Genomic DNA, 18347 nt, shown 5'->3' on the forward strand with positions numbered 1-18347 from the left:
ATTTTTCCACCACCACGTTTACGGGACTTACGGTTAATAACCCTCTTACCTTTAAAAGATTCTGGTAAAGATGTTTCATCAGCTTCAATAACACCCGTTAGTACTGAAGGATTAAAGCTGGCAGGGGCTTTAATAAACATATGTCTCCAACGAAATGACGTTCTAAGTGTTATATTCGATCCACTTCTCAGCCTTTTTCATTCGGTAAAGTGGTGAGTCTGCAAGTGCATTAAATGTTTTGTTGCATGATTTACACTTAAAGCGCTGAATTCCTTGCTTTGTCATTCCCCAACGATTTAGATTATGTGAATCACAATGGGGGCAATGAGATATTGATTCTTCATGGTCGGCAATGGCTTGACCTACTTGGTTAGTGGCAATATTTGATTCAACTTCGTGGCGAAGCTTTTTAAGTTGAGCGTAATTTAAGTTGGTAATGTGATGTAGTATATTTTGAAACTGCTTGGAAGCCATGTTGCACCTACCGTTATTAGGTTTCAGTATATTAAATATAGTTCACCAACACTGAAATACAACATAGCCATATTTATACAGTCATCGATATTGGTGATGACATGAAAACGCGCTCTCCATTTTTAAATTATATCGCTGATTATATGTTGGTACGTCAGTATTCATTACGTACCGTGGACACGTACCTGAGATGGATTGCATCTTATATCCATTTTCATGATAAGCGCCACCCCGCCTCAATGGGAGACAATGAAGTCGAGCGCTATCTAGAGTTAAAACAAAACGTTGCACCACGAACGCAAGCCACGGCACTCAATTCATTGTCATTTCTATACAAGCACATAATAAAAAAAGAGCTGTCGTTAAACTTAAATTTTGCTCGCAGTAAAAAACAAGCAAAACTACCTGTAGTTATGACGCCAGAAGAAGTTAAGCTGCTTATGACTCATTTAAATAAGCGTTATTACCTTATTGCAAGCCTTATGTACGGGAGTGGTTTAAGAGTAATGGAAGCGGTACAATTAAGAGTGAAAGATATTTATTTTGATTACAAGTGTATTCAAGTATGGAATGGCAAAGGTAATAAACACCGTATTGTAACATTGGCCACCGAGCTAATTCCTATGCTGAGAAATCAAATTCTGCAGGTTGATGACTATCTAAAACTTGATTTAAATAATACGGAATATACTGGCGTATGGATGCCTTATGCTTTAACAAAAAAATATCCTTCTGCCTCAAAATCACTTGCGTGGCAGTATTTATTTCCCTCACATATATTAAGCACAGATCCTCAAAGTGGTGAAATAAGACGACATCATTTTCATCATTCGTGTATAAGAAAAGAAATAAAAAAAGCCGTTCAAAAATCGGGATTAACAAAAATAATAACACCGCATACCTTACGCCATTCATTTGCAACGCATCTATTGCAAAGTGGTGCCGATATCAGAACAGTTCAAGCTCAGCTTAGCCATTCAGATGTCAAAACAACGCAAATATATACCCATGTTTTACAGCAAGGAGCGAACGGTGTAATTAGTCCATTAAGTAAAATATTTTAAACTTTATCAATGTTCACTTCACGGCAAAGGTATGATGAAAAAGCACGCCTATTTGATTAAAAATGATGCCATTACAATTTTGACGAGGATTTACCAAAAGCGCAATATGAGAAAATAGTATTGGTAATTTTAGATAGTATGAAAAAGGAAATTTACAACACCCAAATGAGGAATTTGGGTGGCAGTCTTACCAGCCACATCTCGGCACACACGTCACAAACTGTGGCTGCTCCCTTCCGGGCCTGACCAGGTTCGCCTGCTAGTGTTGCGAGAGGACCAATAAGACTACCATTGAGGGCCTTGGTTGGCGCGGGAGAGATTATCGCTACTTTTGCTGTGTTATTCAAGGGTAAACACAAAAAGAAAGTGCGATTGCATGTTAAACATACAATCGCACTGTTTTTTAAGCTACTTTATCAAGATTACTGGTTATCTAGCTCTTTTTGAACGTTACGTAATACTACTTTTACCTTTTTCATGTTTTCAGGGCCCATGCGCAATAATTGCTTTTGCGCTGCGGGTAAACGTTCCCATTCAGAGTAAGCGTACTGGTACGTTACTGAATTTCTCAGTAACGGCATGTCACCTTTTGGCTCTGGTGTATCTAGTAATAAATCAATGGCTTCTTGAAGTGTTTGATTAAATGCATCACCTGAATAGCCAATTTCGGTGTACGCGTCATTAATGAGTGGTTTATATTCATCATACAAACGCACAATTTGTGCCGCGCTCATACTGGTAAATACTTTTACATACGGCGTGTATCGCTCGTAACTGTTTGGGTCGATAGTGAGAATGTCACCTTCCATCACGCTAAAACCATCTTGTGGACGCTCTACTGGCGCATGTTTAACCGCTACTTTGCCTTTTGCTAAGTTATCTATAAATACAACAGCACGACGTATTACATCGTCTGTTAGTAGTAAGCCCATTGCTTGATCACTTAAGTAATCATCTATGCGCGCGACCACTACAGCGTCACTTTCATTTAATGATGGAAGAGGTGCTACTACTGGCGCGGGTTCAACATTACGTGTTGGTGGACGCTCTACCTGCGGCTGAGCTGCTGGCGGTTCAATTTGTTCAATTTGAGGCTGTGGTTCCTCAACTGTTTGATATTCTTGTATAGGCTGTGCTGTGGGAGCGACTTCTACAATGGGTTGAGGCTGCTCATCAGAGCTCAATAATACAAATGCTCCGGCGCATAAAATAATAACCAGTATTACAGCAGCAAAGAGTAAGTTGTTGTTTGGTGGACGTTTTTCGATATCTGGCGGTGTTGATTGATCTGACATACGAACTCCATAAAAATTAAAATGCACGTTTATCTCACTTAGAGTTACCTAAGTGATTATAATTCACAACTTAATGATAAAAATTTTACTATCACTAAGGTATCCTTTGATTCTTCTAGCTTAAAGACTTACAGTTAATAAATAAAGTAAAGACGGTCAACAGTTTAATTGCAATTATGAGAATCAAGCAAGTCAATAAAGATAAACCTAAAATCGCACTATTATTAACCGGTGGTGGCGCACGCGCAGCGTACCAAGTGGGCGTGCTTAAAGCGCTCGCGCAAAGCATGCCTCGTACAGCGCCTTTACCTTTTACGATTATAAATGGCACCTCCGCAGGGGCTATTAATTCTGCAGCTTTAGCTAGTTATGCTTCATGTGCACACTTGGCGGTACGAAAGCTTGATTCTGTATGGAAAAACTTTTCTACTTCTATGGTGTATAAAAGTGACTTTATCAGTGTTTTTGGGCATATAACACGCAACATGCTCACTAGTTTTCAGTCTGAGCATATAAATCATCCCCCTGCGAGCTTATTAAATAGTCAGCCTTTACGTAATTTACTTAACGATATTTTAGATTTAAACCGTATTGAACGTAACTTACACCGCAATTATTTAGATGCTTTATCTATTACAGCATCAAGTTATACAACGGGCGATTCTGTTGCATTTTTTCAATCTAATACGCAATTACCTTGGCAACGTGCTAAGCGTGAAGGTAAAGCTACGCGTATTAATGTTGAGCATTTAATGGCGTCGAGTGCTATACCTATGGTGTTCCCGAGTGTAAATGTACAAAACCATTACTTTGGTGATGGCTCTATCCACCAGCTTTCACCTCTGAGTCCATGCGTACACCTTGGCGCTGAAAAAATATTTATTATTGGTGTTGATCAACCTAAAGAGTTGCACCCTCCGGGTTATTTACCACACTATCCGGGGTTGTCGTCTATTGCTGGCCACTTACTCGATAGTGTATTTACCGATACATTGCAATCGGACCTTGAGCGACTTGAACGGATCAATCGTACTTTGGGGCTTTTACCCGGGCGTGATAAACATCAAGAACTAAAACAAATTGATTCTTACGTGATCAACCCATCAGAAAACTTTAATGCGATTGCAGCGCAATATTATGACGATATGCCACTGCCTATTAAGATTTTATTGCGTATGATTGGGGTTAAAAAACGTTCACAATCGAGTTTAACCAGCTACTTACTTTTTGAAAAACGCTATACCCAACACTTAATTGATATTGGTTATAAAGACGGTTTAGAAAAGTTACCACAAATACGTGAGTTTTTAGAATTAGATTAGCCCACGACTCTCTATTCAGGCTACAACTTATACCCGAGTCACCTCATGATGCAGGACTCAGCGTTCGCGGGGCTTAATATTTGGGTATTATAGCTGTTCTATACGCTTAGCTACTCACTGCCGTCTAGAATATAACGTTCAACTCGTTCTACCCTGCGTGGCTTGCCTTGTAACACTAATATATCGCCTGCGAGTAAAATCGTTTTTACTGACGGCGTGTCTATTTCTCGGTCTTGACGGCGTAATGCACGTACCGACACTTTGCGCTTTTCGAGATTAAGTTCGCTGATGTTTTTATCTACCGCAAAGGCGTTTTCAGGTAACGCGATAACATGTAGGTATTCTAAGCGATCTGCATTAGTTTCTTCGCTATCAAATTTATCACCTGCAAAAAAACCATGTAAAAACTGATAACGATTACGTCGTTCTTTACTCACTCGGCGCACAATTCGTGTCATCGGCACACCTGACATGTACAAAACATGCGATACTAACATTAAGCTGGCTTCGAGCGTTTCGGGCACAACTTCTGTTACACCAAGCTCTTTAAGTGCCTCTAGCTGGCTGTCATCTCGCATGCGTACTAAAATTTTTACCGTAGGCGCTATTTGTTTAATCGCATCAATAACTACTTGGGTTTGTTCAAAATCAGTGAATGTTATAATCACTAAACGTGCATGCTCTACTCCTGCTGATTTTAAAATATCTTTTTGTTTTACATGACCAAATATAATTGGTTCGCCTGCTACTTTAGTTTCTTGTACGAGTATTGGGTTGCGTTCGATGGCAACATATTCGATCGCTTCAGGCTTTAAAAATCGTGCTATTGTTTGGCCAACCCGAGAAAACCCGCAAATAACTACGTGATTACGATATAAAATACTACTCGTCGGCTCTTGCTGCCATTTATTACGAGGCATTTTTAAGAAACCAAATTGCTTTAATAACCATGGTGTACGTTCTATTAAATACGGGGTTAAACCCATCGACATCACTGCTATTGCGATTAAAAATGAGGCATGCTCCAAAGCTAATAATTGATGCTTAGTAGCCAGTGCAATTAATACAAAGCCAAACTCCCCCATTTGCCAAAGCATAATGCCAGCGGCTATTGCATCTTGTTTGCGCTCCCCCATTAGTTGGGCAAGTAATGTGATCACCCCTATTTTTAGCACTAACATTAAAGCCAATGCTGCAATGATCCAATACCACACGCCAAGCACAAATAAAATATCAAGCTGCATGCCCACGGTAACAAAAAACAATCCCATTAAAATATCGCGAAATGGTCGAATATCGGCTTCTAATTGATGTCGATATTGGCTTTCACCCAGCATCATACCTGCTAAAAATGCTCCTAAAGCCATCGATAAACCAAATAGGTAGGTTAGCCCTGCAGCAAATAAAGCGACCACGAGTGTGGTTAATACAAATAGCTCGTCCGTACGCATTAAAGCGACTTCATTAAATACCTTAGGTAATATCCATTTGCCTATGGCCCATAATAATGCACATACAAAAGCTCCTTTAGTAAGTGCGATGATTAGCGCAAATGCAATGCCTTCTGAGCCGCTGCTTTGCGCCAAAAGAGGTAAAATAATTAAAAGGGGGACTACGGCTATGTCTTGAAACAATAACATACCGATTGCAAGCTGCCCGCGCCGCTCTTTTAAATCGCCAGATTCTTTTAATAACTTAACAACAACAGCTGTTGATGAAAGCGCCATTAATGTCGCGATGGTAAAACTGGTGAGTAGCGAAAGATTCAGTAAGAGTAAAATAAGCATCAGAACAATGCTTGTCACAATAACTTGTAAGGTCCCTAGACCAAATACAATATTACGCATTGCCATTAATCGGCCCAGTGAAAATTCTAGACCTAAACTAAATAATAAAAAAACAATACCAAGCTCTGCAATAAAGTGGATCTCATGGCTTTGTGCCATCCAGCCAATGCCATGACTGCCTGCAAGCACGCCCGTAGCGAGATAAGCTAATATTGGCGGTAAACCTACGCGTTTAAATAGCCAAACCAGCACCACAGCGCCAAGGAGCAAACCAAATATTTGGGCTAATACTGTTTGCAATGAGGCCTCCTCGCGATGCTGCTGTCAAAAATCCATCAGTTCTTATTCTAACTATAGCAACTATCTGTTTTTCAGCCAGTTTGAAATTGTGGCACAAAAATAGCTTAGTTAAGTGAGTAACTAACTCCTGGGGGGAGAATTCAATGGAAAACGTCCATATTTTGACACAACGAGTCTCAGCGCGGGGCGAGTTTTTGCCGTTTTCGGCAGAGCACTACCGTAAAAATGAACCCGCGGCTCTACACAGTTTACTAGAGAAATTACAAACGACTCTAAATGTAGAAGAGCTTTTGACGATTTATGCAAACTACGCTAAGCAAATTATCAATTTTTCGGGCTTACAGTTTCAATCCTCTCTTGGGGTTGCTCAAATCGCTAGCAGTGATAATAGCAAACCGCCTTATTCGTTTGATTTAGATATTAACAACGAACATTTAGGCCAGTTAATTTACTTTTGCCAATATCCACTCACTGGCAATATTGAAAAAAAACTCGCAGGCTTACACAGCGTATTAATTTATCCTTTACGTAATGCATTGATGTATAACCGCGTACTAAAGCTAGCAACCAAAGATGCATTGACAGGGTTAAATAATCGCAGCCAATTTAATGATGTTTTGGCGCAAAAGTTAGAACGTTGTCGCCGTCACCATCGCCCATTTAGTTTAATGTTGCTTGATTTAGATAACTTTAAACAAGTAAATGATAATTTTGGCCATAAAACCGGTGACGATGTGCTACAAGAATTTTCTAGCGTATTATGCAGTAGTATTCGTGGTACTGATTGCGTATTTCGTTTTGGCGGCGATGAATTTGCAGTTTTAATTGATGACCCTGAGTTTACGACCAACAAAGTCATTGCCCAGCGAGTAATGCGCCTAGTCACTGAATCAAATTTAATGAAGCAATATGAAGTAACAACCAGTATTGGTTTCACTTTAGCCAATAGCCAAGACTGCGAAAATGAAATTTTTGCACGCGCAGATAAGGGCTTATACAAAGCGAAAGCATCTGGTCGAAATTGCGCTAAAGCCTATTAACTAACCAAAAGCCTAGCTTCCCCCTCTAGGCTTTAATTTACTATTTAGTGAATATTTTGTAGCCTAATAACGCTAAGCAAAAACCAAAAAAGAAACCACTAATTAAATATAATAGTGCGGCCATCGTTGTCAGTGGTATAACTATCACCATTAACAAAGGTATACTCACTCCCGCAATAAAGAATAACCCGCCTTTCCCCAACCAATAGGCAATTAAAATCATTGCGCAGATCAAGCCACCAGCAATAGAGTAAGCCAACGTTATGATGTCTAGTTCAAACATAACTGTAGCAATAATTGCAATCACTGCTGTTACTATAAGTCCTAACGGCGCTTTATTTACTAACGATAAGCCAACGTGTGGCTGTTGTGTCGTCATATTTTTATCTTCCAAAATATACCTTCTTGTTCATAGTGTTCTGCACTTACAAAGTGCCCTACTACAAAAACTAATTGTTCATTATAAAAAATAAGCGGTATATTTGCACGTAACCAAGGGGCAACTTTAGCATCTTTAAACCAATGCTTAAGCGTATTATGGCCCGGTTTTTTTAATGGCTTAATACGCGCTTGCGGACAATTAAAACGTACAGTTACTTGCTCATCTGCAAATGGTGATCTCACTCCCTCTCCGCGAAATGACATTAAATAACACCCGTCAGACAACTTTTGATTATCACTCGTGACTGACTGTTCTTTTTGGGCCGTTACACTTTCATTAACAAAGTACAAATAGCCTTGATGACGACGTACTTGACCTTCTGCAAGTTGAATCAATAGCTGCGCATCGCGTTGCGCCGTTAAACCTTGTAATAATATTTGCTGGGTTTGTTTTTGCGAAGGCATTAAACGGGTGAACTGCCCAAGCCAACACCGTAATACGTTCGCTTGACGAGGTAGGCTAAATACACCCATCTTTTCACAGCTTAATCCTCGATGCTCATTTTGAGATTGTGCTAAATCTAATTGGGTATATTCATCTAACACATCTTGCTGTTGCTGCAAAAGCGAAATACTACGAGATGCGCTTTTTTCAAATCCTGTAAATTTTTCCGATAAAACGGGTACAACTTTCCCTCTTAAAAAATTTCGATCGAAGCGTTCATCTGAATTTGAATCATCTGTAATGTGTGAAAGGTTAAAATCATCTGCAAATTGCTCAATATTCTGGCGCGTAACATTTAACAAGGGTCGTAAGCACATGCGACCAGAATTAAGTGTTCTAGTTTGTCGCATAGAGGCTAAACCTTGTAACCCTGAGCCGCGTTTTAATCTTAGTAAGAACGTCTCTAGTTGATCATTTAAATGTTGCCCAAGTAAAATAATACTGCCTGTGGGACTATGGTGATCAAGTGCTTTATAGCGAGCATCACGCGCGAGCTCTTCTAAACTAGTGCGGGCTTTGTTTTCGATATTTACTTGCGCTGGATAAAAAGTAATATTCAGTGTTGCACATAATTTTTTACAGAAAGACTGCCAGTTATTAGCATACTCACTTAAACCATGATTTACATATACGGCATTTAATTGCAATTGCGGTACTTCAGCTTTCAGCGCATTCATTACATGCAGTAATACCACTGAATCCACGCCACCAGAAAGTGCCACCGTAAATGAGATTTTATGCTCAACTACATAAGGTGTTATGACGTTTTTTACTTGTTGATATAAAGACGTTGAATGCATGAATTAAACCGCTGCCTAAGTGAATGATTACTTTGCTACTGATAGCTGATAGCTGATAGCTGATAAACATTTTAAAACAAAAAAGCCGCAAAAGCGGCTTTTTTCAGTAATTTGGTATTAATTAACAATAACCAAATGACATTAAACGTTTGTAACGTTGATCAAGCATTTCATCAAGGCTCAATGCCTGTAAATCACTTAAATCACGCTTAAGCTGAGCTTTAAGGTTACGAGCCATCGCTTCATAGTTACGATGTGCACCACCAAGAGGTTCATCTACCACACTATTAATTAAATCAAGCTCTTTAACACGTGCAGCGGTTACGCCCATCGCTTCTGCAGCAAGAGGTGCTTTATCGGCACTTTTCCATAGAATTGATGCGCAGCCCTCTGGTGAAATAACCGAGTAAGTGCTGTACTGCAACATGTTAACACGATCGCCAACACCAATTGCCAGTGCACCACCTGAGCCGCCCTCACCTATAACCGTACAAATAGTAGGCACTTTTAATGCTGCCATTACTTTAAGGTTACGTGCAATTGCTTCTGATTGACCACGCTCTTCAGCGCCTACACCTGGGTATGCGCCTGGCGTATCAATGAAAGTCATGATTGGCATTTTAAAACGCTCAGCCATTTCCATTAAGCGTAATGCTTTACGGTAACCTTCAGGCTTTGGCATGCCAAAGTTGCGCTTTATTTTCTCTGCAGTATCTCGTCCTTTTTGTTGACCAATAACCATGACTGGTTGGCCTTCAAAACGCGCAATACCACCAAGAATAGCGGGATCATTCGCAAAAGTGCGATCGCCAGAAAACTCATCAAATTCCGTGAAAATACGCTCGATATAATCACGAGTATAAGGACGCAACGGATGACGGGCTAACTGAGAAACCTGCCAAGCACCTAACTTAGAGAATATTTCCTCTTTTTGCTGGGCACTTTTCTCTTTTAATCGGCTGACTTCCTCTTCTAACTCAAGGTTTAATTCGCCAGCGCGGCTTATATTTTGTAACTCTTCAATTTTTGCTTCTAATTCTGCAATTGGAAGCTCAAAATCAAGATAATTGAGGCTCATGCTCTAAACTACCTAATTAGTTAAATTCTAGTTCTACATCTTGCGCCGCCATTAACGATAACTTATGAATTAAGTCATCACTTGGCGTAACACACCATTCTGTCCCGAGGGTTAACTGGGCCAACGCATCTGGACGCTGATAGAAAACCTTAATCGGACAAGTACCAAACTTATAAGGTTCGAGTACTTTTTGTAACTTATCGAAAAAGTTTGCGTCGATTTGCACCATATTCAGCGTCATTTTAATCGCTTTTATACGTTTTTCTCGCGCTTGCGCTATCGTGCATATATCTCTGGCGGTCATTGTAATGCCACCGGAGAAGTTATCAAAGCTGACCTGTCCGGATATTACCAAGATATTGTTGATTTGCAGCATATCTTGGTACATTTCAAACTGTTCTGGGAATAAGCGTACATCAATACGGGCACTCTTGTCATCTAAAGTTATAAGTCCCCAGCGATTTCCCTTTTTATTTACCAGTACTCTTGCTGCAATCACTAGGCCTGCGGCGGTTGATTGCACGTCTCGATTTGTTGGTTGTAACTCTACTAACCGCCCACTGGTGTAGTATTTTAGCTCTTTACGGTACTGATTAATCGGATGACCCGTTAAATAAAGCCCTAGAGTTTCCTTTTCTCCATCAAGCCACTGATTATCAGTCAGTGGGATCGCTTTTATAAACGCTTGTTCCACTTCATCAGGCTCTGTGGCTAGCAGGCCAAATAAATCAGTTTGCCCTAACGACTCCGCTTTATTGTGCTGATCAGCAGCGCGCATAGCGTCTTTTAAGCTGGCTAATAAAGTGGCGCGTGCTGGCTGTGTTTTCTCCGGGCCAAGTTGATCCAAAGCGCCAGCATAAATAAGTTTTTCAGTAACACGCTTATTTATACGCTTTAAATCTACACGTGCGCAAAAATCAAAAAGATCTTTAAATGGACCGCCTTCAGCGCGCGCTTCTAATATCGCATCAACTGGCGCCTCGCCCACTCCTTTAATCGCACCGATACCATAAACAATTTCCCCTTTGAGGTTAACCGTAAATTTGTATTCGCCTGCATTAACATCTGGCGGTAATAAAGTGAGTTTCATGTTCTCACACTCATCCACCAAGGTGACAATTTTTTCAGTGTTGTCCATATCCGCTGACATAACCGCTGCCATAAATTCAGCTGGGAAATGGGTTTTCATCCAAAGCGTTTGATACGACACGAGTGCATAAGCTGCAGAGTGAGATTTATTGAAGCCATAACCTGCGAATTTTTCTACCAGATCGAAGATTTTAATCGCTAGTTCGCCGTCAATGCCGTTATTTCGTGCACCATCTTCAAAGGTTGAACGCTGCTTGGCCATCTCTTCGGGTTTTTTCTTACCCATTGCACGACGTAACATATCGGCGCCACCAAGGGTGTAACCTGCCAATACCTGTGCAATTTGCATAACTTGTTCTTGATACAAGATAATGCCGTAAGTTGGCTCCAAAATAGGCTTTAAACTTTCGTGCTGATATTGCGCATCAGGGTAAGATATTTCTTCGCGTCCGAGCTTTCGGTCGATAAAGTTATCTACCATGCCCGATTGCAATGGCCCTGGGCGGAATAAAGCCACCAAGGCTATCATATCTTCAAAGCAATCTGGTTTTAAACGCCTAACTAAGTCTTTCATACCGCGTGATTCAAGCTGGAATACTGCGGTCGTTTCAGCTCTTAGCAATAACTCAATGCTCTTTTTATCATTGAGTTCTATGGTGTTGATATCTATTGGCTCTTTGCCCTCTCGGGCTAAGCGCACATTGGTCATATCAACCGCCCATTGCAAAATGGTGAGCGTACGAAGGCCTAAGAAGTCAAATTTTACCAAGCCTGCGGTTTCTACGTCATTTTTATCAAACTGAGTAACCGGAAACTTACCTTCGTCATCACAATACAGTGCAGCAAAGTCGGTAATGGTGGTTGGTGATATAACAACACCACCGGCATGCTTACCGGCGTTACGTGTACAGCCTTCAAGGATGCGACACATATCAATGAGATCTTTTACCTCAGAGTCACCATCGTAGGCTTCTTGTAAACGTGGCTCGACATCAAACGCTTTAGCGAGCGTCATCCCTGGATCACCTGGGATCATTTTCGATATACGGTCAACAAAACCATATGGATGACCGAGCACACGTCCAACGTCGCGTATAACCGCTTTGGCCGCCATGGTGCCAAAAGTAATAATTTGCGATACCGCATCGCGCCCATATAAGGCTGATACGTGATCGATTACTTCATCTCGTCTATCCATACAGAAATCGACGTCGAAATCCGGCATTGAAATACGTTCTGGATTTAAGAATCGCTCGAATAGCAAGTCAAATTCGAGTGGATCAAGATCAGTGATTTTTAGTGCGTAGGCCACTAATGAACCGGCACCTGAACCACGCCCTGGGCCTACAGGGATGTTATTATCTTTACTCCACTGGATGAATTCCATTACGATCAAGAAGTAGCCTGGGAACCCCATTTGGTTGATTACATCGAGTTCGATTTGCAAACGCTCGTCGTATTCAACGCGTTTTTCTTCGCGTTCTGCTTCATCAGGAAATAAAAACAGTAGCCGTTCTTCTAGGCCATCTTGCGATACTTTAACTAAGAACTCGTCAATTTTCAGTGAACCTGTTGGGTAATCAGGTAAGAAATACGTGCCTAGTTGTACTGTTACATTGCAACGTTTTGCAATTTCTACCGTATTTTGTAGTGCTTCTGGAATATCGCTAAAAATCTCAGCCATTTGTTCAGGTGTTTTTAAATACTGCTCTTCGGAGAAGCGCTTTGGCCTGCGTTTATCATCCAGCGTATAGCCATCAAAAATGGCCACGCGTATTTCGTGCGCTTCAAAGTTTTCAGGCTTTAGAAAGACCACCTCGTTAGTAGCAACAACAGGTAATTGCTCAATGCTGGCAAGCTCAACCGCTAAATGGAGGTACTCTTCCTCTTGTGCGCGCTTGGTGCGCACTAATTCAATGTAATAGTTATCACTAAAATGCTGCTTATAAAAGCTCACTACTGACTCTACAATCGTAGGGTTGCCCTTTAATAGCGCCTTACCTAAATCACCATCTTTAGCACCTGAAAGTAATATAAGCCCTTCTTTGTGTTCAATAAGCCAGTCACGGTCAATCACTGGACGGTGAAATAAATGCCCGCGCTGATACGCTTTAGATATTAATAAGGTTAAGTTTTTATAGCCGGTATTATCTTTCGCTAAGATAACCAACCGACACGGCCCTTCAGGGAACTCTGGGCTATGTAGCCAAAAATCAGCACCGACGATGGGCTTAATGCCTGCGTTGTGCGATGTTTCATAAAAACGCACTAAGCCACACAAGTTCATTTGATCAGTTATTGCCAACGCGGGTAGTTGCAACTCTTGCGCTTTGGCGACAATTGGTTTGGTTTTGGCTAAACCATCAACCATCGAAAAGTCTGAGTGAACCCGTAAATGCACAAAATCTGGAGCGGCCATTATTTCTCCTGCATTGCCAGTACACGTTGCACTGGTTTAAAACTTTTTCGGTGCTCTTCAATTGCACCGTATTGCTCAAGCGCGGCAAAGTGTGCCTTGGTTGGATAGCCTTTATGCCCCGCAAAACCATACTCTGGGTGGCGTTTATCGAGCGCTATCATTTCGTCATCGCGCGCTACTTTAGCGATGATAGACGCCGCGGAAATCTCGGCAACTAAACTATCTCCTTTGACAACCGCTTGCGCTGGCATAGCCAATGCTGGCAGGCGATTACCATCAACAAACACAAATTCAGGTGCGGTGCTTAACCCCTCTACCGCACGCGTCATGGCAAGCATCGTGGCTTGGAGAATATTCAATTCGTCAATCTCTGTGGGACTGCAACGGCCAATTGACCAACACAACGCTTTTTCTTTAATCTCAATAGCAAGCGCTTGGCGTTTCTTATCCGTTAATTTTTTTGAATCAGCTAAACCTGCAATCGGTTTAGTCGGATCGAGGATCACCGCTGCAGTGACTACATCTCCTACCAATGGGCCGCGCCCTACTTCATCAACGCCCGCGATAAGCGCTAGATTTGGTCGTTCAATTTGCATTTATAATCTCCGCAACAGCCGTGGCAGCTTGCTCACTGGCGTTTAAGCGTATTTGTTGATGAATGGCTAAAAAGCGTGCTTTGAGTTCGCTATTGCCACTGTTTAGCATCGGCTCTAGCGCGTTAGTTAAGTTTTCAATGGTGCAGTCTTGTTGCATAAACTCAGGCACAAGTGCTTCATCAGCGAGTAAATTTGGTAAGGAAAAATATTTGATATTGAAGGTAAACAGCGTTTTAAAAATCCAGTAACTCATCGCTTTTATTTTATACCCAACAACCATCGGCTTTTTATACAACATGCCCTCAAGGGTTGCTGTACCAGAGGCTATGAGTATTACATCTGCTGCCTGCATAGCAAGATCAGATTGACCATCGAGCATTTGTACGTTTAAGTTAGGTGCTGTGGCGGCTAAAATAGTAGAAAACTGCGCTTTACGTTGCGGGTTCACTAATGGCACTACAACTTTTAAAAGCGGGTTTTTTGCTTGTAGCCCTACAGCTGTTTTTATATACGTTTCGCTAAGCAAGCCCACTTCTGAGCCTCGACTACCGGGCAATAATGCCAATACTTTATCATCGAGGTTTAAACCTAACTGCTGACGTGCTGCGCTATCATCATGCTCAAGAGCGATATCATCAGCAAGTGTATGCCCAACAAAAGTACAGGGGACGTTATGTTTATCATAAAACGCTTTTTCAAACGGTAATAAAGCCAACACCATGTTAGTTGCTGCGCTAATTTTATGAATGCGTTTTTCACGCCACGCCCATACTGATGGGCTCACATATTGAATTGTTTTAATGCCGGCGTCTTTAAGCGGTTTTTCAACTCGAAGGTTAAAGTCAGGAGCATCAATACCAATATAAACATCCGGTTTATTATCAATGAAATGCTGTACCAGTTGCTTACGAATTTTTAATAACCGCGGTAATCTACCTAGCACTTCAACTAAGCCCATAACGGCTAATTCTTCCATATCAAATAAGCTTTTGCAGCCTTGCGCCTGCATTTTAGGCCCTGCTATGCCTTCAAAAGTGGCATTAGGGTAGCGCTTTTTAAGTGCTTTTATTAAGCCTTCGCCTAAAATATCACCAGAGAGTTCCCCAACGACAATCGCTATACGCAGTGGCTGTTTATGTTTATTCATATGAATTTATTTCGCAAATAACTCGAGTGTATAAAAAGAGTAGTTTACCGTGTTTTAAGGTTTCTATAAACGTTTAAGAGATCTCATTTTTTATAATATAAATAGCCCACCTGATTTGCATCTTCATAATTCTAATGTAGCATTTATTGTATATATTATGTTTTTCTAATATACATTGACAATATTTCATCAAAAGTAAATAATGTACGAAGTTTCAGTAATTACTGAAACTTCGTGCGTTAAATGTTTGCTACTTTAATCTGTTGTGTGATTCGTCATCACATACTAGGAGCTATAAAAAATGATAGATGAAACCTTTGTGGATCTATCGCGATTACAGTTTGCTGTCACCGCCCTATTTCACTTTTTATTTGTACCACTGACCCTAGGTATGACTTGGATTTTGGTGATCATGGAATCGGTCTACGTTATGACTGGTCGTGAGATATACCGAGATATGACCAAGTTTTGGGGAAAATTATTTGGTATCAACTTCGCTATTGGTGTGGCTACAGGCCTGACCATGGAGTTTGAATTTGGTACTAACTGGTCTTATTACTCTCATTATGTGGGCGATGTGTTTGGCGCTCCCCTTGCTATTGAAGGCTTAATGGCATTCTTTTTAGAGTCTACCTTTGTGGGTATGTTCTTTTTAGGGTGGGAACGACTAACCAAACGCCAACACTTAGCCGTTACTTTTCTAATGGCCTTTGGTACTAGCATGTCTGCATTATGGATTTTGATTGCTAACGCGTGGATGCAAAATCCTGTTGGCGCTGAATTTAACTACCAAACAATGCGTATGGAAATGACCAGTTTTGCCGAGCTGGTATTTAATCCTGTTGCGCAGGTTAAATTTATTCATACCGTCTCTGCCGGTTATGTAGCCGCATCGATGTTCGTACTGGGGATCAGCAGTTGGTACATTCTAAAAGGCCGCGATTTAGCCTTTGCTAAACGATCTTTCTCTGTTGCCAGTGGCTTTGGTTTAGCGTCAATACTGTGTGTTATTTTGCTAGGTGATGAATCAGGGTATGAAGTGGGTGAAGTACAAAAAGTAAAACTCGCCACCATTGAAGCTGAATGGCATACCGAAGAAGCACCTGCTGCATTTACGTTAGTCGGCATACCTGACTCACAGAAGCAAGTTACCTACGGCGCAGTTAAGATCCCTTACGCTTTAGGCTTAATTGCTACTCGTTCTATTGATGAGCAAGTTACAGGTATTAATGATTTAGAAAAACAGCATGAAGTGCGAATTCGTAACGGTATGATTGCTTACCAATACCTAGAAAAACTAAGAAATGGTCAGGACACACCCGAAAACATAGCAAAATTTGATACCTTAAAAGACGATTTAGGCTATGGCTTATTACTAAAACGTTACACCCCAAATGTGGTGGATGCGACTGAGGAGCAAATTCAAAAAGCAGTAAAAGACTCATTTCCCAAAGTGGGCCCGATGTTTTGGTCATTTAGGATTATGGTTGGCTGCGGCATGATCATGCTTATCGTGTTTATATTAGCCTTTTACTACAATGCACAGCGTGTAATTGAGCAAAAACGCTGGCTGTTATGGGCTGCCGTATGGAGTATTCCTCTACCATGGATTGCTATTGAATTTGGCTGGATTGTTGCAGAATATGGCCGCCAACCTTGGGCTATATCAGAAATATTGCCGACTTTTTTAGCTACCTCGTCACTGACTGTGAATGATATTTTAATAAGTTTAACTGGGTTTATCTTGTTCTATATTGGCTTAGCTATTGTAGAGGGCTGGTTATTGCTCCGATTTATTAAAATTGGTCCAAGCTCATTACACACAGGTAAATATCATTTTGAACACCAAAATGACAACTCGCATAATGAACAATTAAGTGATGACCGAGGAGCAAACTGATGATTTTTGATTATGAAACATTAAAGCTATTGTGGTGGGTGATCATCGGTGTGTTATTTATCGGCTTTGCAATCACTGACGGCATGGACATGGGCGTAGCGATATTATTACGCCTTGTTGGTAAAACAGATTCTGAACGCCGCGTTGTAATTAATACTGTAGGCCCGCATTGGGATGGCAATCAAGTGTGGTTTATTACTGCTGGTGGCGCTTTATTTGCAGCATGGCCGATGGTGTATGCGGCTGCGTTTTCAGGCTTTTATTTCGCTATGATGCTCGTGTTATTCGCCTTGTTTTTTAGGCCGCTTGGTTTTGATTATCGTTCTAAGATTGATTCTAAGCGCTGGCGTAACAATTGGGATTGGGCATTATTTGGTGGCAGTGTGATCCCCGCATTGGTGTTTGGTGTGGCATTTGGTAACTTATTCTTAGGTGTGCCTTTTAATTTAGATGAGTATTTAAGAGCGAGCTATCAAGGTTCATTTTTTGCCCTACTCAACCCATTTGCATTATTAACAGGTTTGATAAGTGTCATTATGCTGATTGCACATGCTGGCATGTGGCTGCAACTTAGAACCGATAGCCATGTTGCTCGAAGATCAGCGCAGTATGGCCGCTACGCATTATTAGTTTTTATTGTGCTATTTGCTATAGCTGGGTTTTGGGTTGCTAATATTGATGGCTACCAAATTGTGTCGATGCCTGACAAACAAAGTTTTGCTAACCCTCTTGGTAAAGTAGTGACAACCTCAGCTGGCGCATGGCTGAATAACTATACGTTAATGCCATGGACCGTTATTTTTCCTACTTTAGCGTTTGTTATGGCTGCGCTTGCATGGGTGCTATCAAAAGTGAATAAATCAGGCCTTGCTTTAATATGCACAAGCTTGATGTTAATTGGCGTAATAATGACCGCAGGTATTTCACTGTTTCCATTTGTGATGCCATCGAGTAATAACATGAACATTAGCCTCACATTATGGGATGCAGTATCAAGTCATATGACGCTAAATGTCATGTTTATTGCGGTTGTTATTTTTGTACCACTTATTTTAACTTACACAACATGGTGTTATGTGAAAATGTGGCGCAAGGTAACCGTTGAAGAAATTGAAAATAACAGCCATGGCAGCTACTAAGGAGACATAAA

14 protein-coding genes and 1 other RNA gene are annotated in these 18347 nt (G+C 41.0%); 5 read left to right on the top strand and 10 right to left on the bottom strand.

The window, feature by feature from the left end:
- Window positions 1-162: 162 nt before the first annotated feature.
- Entirely contained in the window at window positions 163-474 is a 312-nt protein-coding gene (locus HJP15_RS15290; protein WP_170174089.1) for an IS1/IS1595 family N-terminal zinc-binding domain-containing protein, read from the bottom strand.
- A 101-nt stretch (window positions 475-575) separates the two neighbouring features.
- On the opposite strand from HJP15_RS15290, the gene HJP15_RS15295 reads away from it, so the two are divergent.
- The gene (locus tag HJP15_RS15295) at window positions 576-1538 is read left to right on the top strand and encodes an integron integrase (RefSeq protein ID WP_170174090.1); all 963 of its coding nucleotides are present in this window, start codon (window positions 576-578) and stop codon (window positions 1536-1538) included.
- Window positions 1539-1723: 185 nt separating this feature from the next.
- Here HJP15_RS15295 and ffs read toward each other — a convergent pair.
- Window positions 1724-1820, bottom strand: an RNA gene (gene ffs / locus HJP15_RS15300) — signal recognition particle sRNA small type.
- 140 nt (window positions 1821-1960) lie between these two features.
- Window positions 1961-2833: a DUF3014 domain-containing protein gene (locus HJP15_RS15305; protein ID WP_170174091.1), complete on the bottom strand. Its 873-nt coding sequence runs from the start codon at window positions 2831-2833 to the stop codon at window positions 1961-1963.
- A gap of 176 nt (window positions 2834-3009) precedes the next feature.
- Between HJP15_RS15305 and HJP15_RS15310 the strand changes: the two genes are divergently transcribed.
- Window positions 3010-4155, top strand: coding sequence for a patatin-like phospholipase family protein (locus HJP15_RS15310; protein WP_054205984.1), 1146 nt, complete (start codon window positions 3010-3012; stop codon window positions 4153-4155).
- A gap of 110 nt (window positions 4156-4265) precedes the next feature.
- Here HJP15_RS15310 and HJP15_RS15315 read toward each other — a convergent pair whose 3' ends face one another.
- Window positions 4266-6242, bottom strand: coding sequence for a monovalent cation:proton antiporter family protein (locus tag HJP15_RS15315; protein WP_054455172.1), 1977 nt, complete (start codon window positions 6240-6242; stop codon window positions 4266-4268).
- A gap of 143 nt (window positions 6243-6385) precedes the next feature.
- On the opposite strand from HJP15_RS15315, the gene HJP15_RS15320 reads away from it, so the two are divergent.
- Window positions 6386-7282: a GGDEF domain-containing protein gene (locus HJP15_RS15320; protein WP_054205986.1), complete on the top strand. Its 897-nt coding sequence runs from the start codon at window positions 6386-6388 to the stop codon at window positions 7280-7282.
- Window positions 7283-7322: 40 nt separating this feature from the next.
- Here the strand turns inward: HJP15_RS15320 and HJP15_RS15325 are convergent, their stop codons facing one another.
- From HJP15_RS15325 to lpxB, 6 genes are all read right to left on the bottom strand, one after another.
- The gene (locus HJP15_RS15325; RefSeq protein WP_054206053.1) at window positions 7323-7661 is read right to left on the bottom strand and encodes a hypothetical protein; all 339 of its coding nucleotides are present in this window, start codon (window positions 7659-7661) and stop codon (window positions 7323-7325) included.
- Entirely contained in the window at window positions 7658-8968 is a 1311-nt protein-coding gene (tilS, locus tag HJP15_RS15330; protein ID WP_064435837.1) for a tRNA lysidine(34) synthetase TilS, read from the bottom strand. The genes HJP15_RS15325 and tilS overlap by 4 nt, the downstream gene beginning before the upstream one ends.
- A 121-nt stretch (window positions 8969-9089) precedes the next feature.
- A complete protein-coding gene (accA, locus tag HJP15_RS15335; protein ID WP_054205988.1) occupies window positions 9090-10046 on the bottom strand; it encodes an acetyl-CoA carboxylase carboxyl transferase subunit alpha in 957 nt (318 codons plus the stop codon).
- Window positions 10047-10062: 16 nt separating this feature from the next.
- A complete protein-coding gene (gene dnaE / locus HJP15_RS15340; protein WP_170174092.1) occupies window positions 10063-13554 on the bottom strand; it encodes a DNA polymerase III subunit alpha in 3492 nt (1163 codons plus the stop codon).
- Complete coding sequence (gene rnhB, locus HJP15_RS15345) at window positions 13554-14150, bottom strand: ribonuclease HII (RefSeq protein ID WP_054205990.1); 597 nt, start codon at window positions 14148-14150, stop codon at window positions 13554-13556. Before rnhB ends, dnaE begins: the two co-directional genes overlap by 1 nt.
- Window positions 14140-15297: a lipid-A-disaccharide synthase gene (lpxB, locus tag HJP15_RS15350; RefSeq protein ID WP_054205991.1), complete on the bottom strand. Its 1158-nt coding sequence runs from the start codon at window positions 15295-15297 to the stop codon at window positions 14140-14142. Before lpxB ends, rnhB begins: the two co-directional genes overlap by 11 nt.
- 301 nt (window positions 15298-15598) lie before the next feature.
- On the opposite strand from lpxB, the gene HJP15_RS15355 reads away from it, so the two are divergent.
- Together HJP15_RS15355 and cydB are read left to right on the top strand one after the other, a co-directional pair.
- Window positions 15599-17197, top strand: a complete 1599-nt coding sequence (locus HJP15_RS15355; RefSeq protein WP_054205992.1) for a cytochrome ubiquinol oxidase subunit I — start codon at window positions 15599-15601, stop codon at window positions 17195-17197.
- The gene (cydB, locus tag HJP15_RS15360; RefSeq protein WP_054205993.1) at window positions 17197-18336 is read left to right on the top strand and encodes a cytochrome d ubiquinol oxidase subunit II; all 1140 of its coding nucleotides are present in this window, start codon (window positions 17197-17199) and stop codon (window positions 18334-18336) included. Before HJP15_RS15355 ends, cydB begins: the two co-directional genes overlap by 1 nt.
- The last annotated feature ends 11 nt before the right edge of the window (window positions 18337-18347 follow it).

This window comes from Pseudoalteromonas sp. NEC-BIFX-2020_002 (genome assembly GCF_013002825.1).
Lineage (GTDB): Bacteria > Pseudomonadota > Gammaproteobacteria > Enterobacterales > Alteromonadaceae > Pseudoalteromonas > Pseudoalteromonas neustonica.

Bases quoted from the DNA above. Each gene is read 5' to 3' on its own strand.
- cydB (WP_054205993.1), top strand. From the start codon at position 17,197: ATGATTTTTGATTATGAAACATTAAAGCTATTGTGGTGGGTGATCATC.
- rnhB (WP_054205990.1), bottom strand. From the start codon at position 14,150: ATGCAAATTGAACGACCAAATCTAGCGCTTATCGCGGGCGTTGATGAA.
- HJP15_RS15355 (WP_054205992.1), top strand. From the start codon at position 15,599: ATGATAGATGAAACCTTTGTGGATCTATCGCGATTACAGTTTGCTGTC.
- HJP15_RS15290 (WP_170174089.1), bottom strand. From the start codon at position 474: ATGGCTTCCAAGCAGTTTCAAAATATACTACATCACATTACCAACTTA.
- tilS (WP_064435837.1), bottom strand. From the start codon at position 8,968: ATGCATTCAACGTCTTTATATCAACAAGTAAAAAACGTCATAACACCT.
- lpxB (WP_054205991.1), bottom strand. From the start codon at position 15,297: ATGAATAAACATAAACAGCCACTGCGTATAGCGATTGTCGTTGGGGAA.
- HJP15_RS15325 (WP_054206053.1), bottom strand. From the start codon at position 7,661: ATGACGACACAACAGCCACACGTTGGCTTATCGTTAGTAAATAAAGCG.
- HJP15_RS15295 (WP_170174090.1), top strand. From the start codon at position 576: ATGAAAACGCGCTCTCCATTTTTAAATTATATCGCTGATTATATGTTG.
- HJP15_RS15305 (WP_170174091.1), bottom strand. From the start codon at position 2,833: ATGTCAGATCAATCAACACCGCCAGATATCGAAAAACGTCCACCAAAC.
- HJP15_RS15320 (WP_054205986.1), top strand. From the start codon at position 6,386: ATGGAAAACGTCCATATTTTGACACAACGAGTCTCAGCGCGGGGCGAG.
- accA (WP_054205988.1), bottom strand. From the start codon at position 10,046: ATGAGCCTCAATTATCTTGATTTTGAGCTTCCAATTGCAGAATTAGAA.
- HJP15_RS15310 (WP_054205984.1), top strand. From the start codon at position 3,010: ATGAGAATCAAGCAAGTCAATAAAGATAAACCTAAAATCGCACTATTA.
- dnaE (WP_170174092.1), bottom strand. From the start codon at position 13,554: ATGGCCGCTCCAGATTTTGTGCATTTACGGGTTCACTCAGACTTTTCG.